The sequence below is a fragment of the Flavobacterium sp. genome, assembly GCF_043720215.1.
Classification (GTDB): Bacteria; Bacteroidota; Bacteroidia; order Flavobacteriales; family Flavobacteriaceae; genus Flavobacterium.
Genome location: NZ_JAYSSZ010000138.1, coordinates 1 through 1564 on the forward strand (window position 1 = coordinate 1; position 1564 = coordinate 1564).

Here is a 1564-nt window from a genome sequence, read left to right on the forward strand (position 1 = left end):
AGTTCCAGTTCAAAGTCAACGTCTTCTAAAATAGAAACCTTTTCTTTTTCATTGTTACTTTTTACCTTGTCGTATAAATCAAGGTATTTGCTTTTGTAGTCTTCAAATATTAGCTCCTCCATTGCCAAGCTTTCCCATTTAAAATCGGCAAAAGCAGTTAGGATATTTTTTATCCGCATTAGATTCCTGAATGCTTTTATAAATTCTAATTCATCGTCTTCGCTTTGTAAATCATTAACACTATCTACCGTTGGGGCAAGTTTTAATAGTTCATCATAAGCCTCATCAAACTTTTTTACATAGTCTTCATAAGGCTGCATGATGATTACATCAATAGCTTCCTTATTGCTGAATAAGGTAATGGCTTCGTCCGTAGCTTTTTTTAAATTGCGGAATACTACTATATTTCCTTGGGATTTTTGTTCGTTTAATATTCTGTTGGTTCTTGAATAGGCTTGTATTAGACCATGATATTTTAAGTTCTTATCGACATACATGGTGTTCAGCGTTGGACTGTCAAAACCCGTCAGGAACATATTTACCACTAATAAAATATCAATTTTACGTTCTTTTACTTTTTTTGAAATATCGTTGTAATAGTTGTAAAACGATTCGCTGTCTTTCGTTGAAAATTTAGTTTCAAAGAGTTGGTTGTAATGGACAATAAATTCGTCTAACTTTTCCCGACTATGAGCTTGTAAACCATATAAAGCCCTAGGCGGTTCTTCCAATACTGATAATTCTTCGGGCAGTAATCCGTTGGCTTCTGCATCGTCTTCATTGGCGGCATAACTGAAAATAGTAGCGATTTTAAGATTGTGTTCTCCTGCTACTTCCTTCTGGTATAAAATATCGTAATACTTAATAAGCGTATCCACAGAACTTACGCAAAACATAGCGGTAAATTCTCTGTTATGTGTTTTACGGTTGTGGTTGACTATAATGTAATCGGCTATTTTTTCTAAACGTAGAGGTGATTCCATCAACTCCTTTACATCAATATCTTCTACCTCAATATCTATTTCGGTGGCGGTATCTTTTTTCTTGTACCTGCCGACATATTCTACGGCAAACTTTAAAACGTTTTCATCTTTGATAGCATCAGTAATTACATATTTGTGCAAACATTCGCCGAATAGTTCGGTAGTAGTTCTTTTACCCAACTCATTTTTTACGGCATTGTCTGCAAAAATGGGAGTGCCTGTGAATCCAAATAACTGTATATTATTAAAAAACGCTTTGATACGATTATGTGTTTCTCCGAACTGACTACGGTGGCATTCGTCAAAAATAAAGACGATACGTTCGTTTTGGAGTTTTTCCATTTTGCCTAAATACTGCTTTTTGCTGATAGCAGTATTTAGTTTTTGGATGGTGGTTACAATGAGTTTGGTATCGTCTGCAAATTGATTTACCAATGCTTTAGTATTGTCTGTGCCGTCAATACTGCCTTTGCTAAAGCTGTTAAATTCTTTGGTAGTTTGATAATCTAAATCTTTTCTATCCACTACAAATACCACTTTTTTTACTTGTGGTAGATTCATTAAAATCTGACTGGCTTTAA

General features: G+C 34.5%; 1 protein-coding gene. It reads right to left on the reverse strand.

Annotated features, from left to right (window positions below):
- Positions 1-1544 (reverse strand): HsdR family type I site-specific deoxyribonuclease (locus tag ACHZC3_RS06400; protein ID WP_394759045.1); only part of this gene is annotated, 1544 nt, incomplete at its 3' end.
- Positions 1545-1564: the final 20 nt, after the last annotated feature.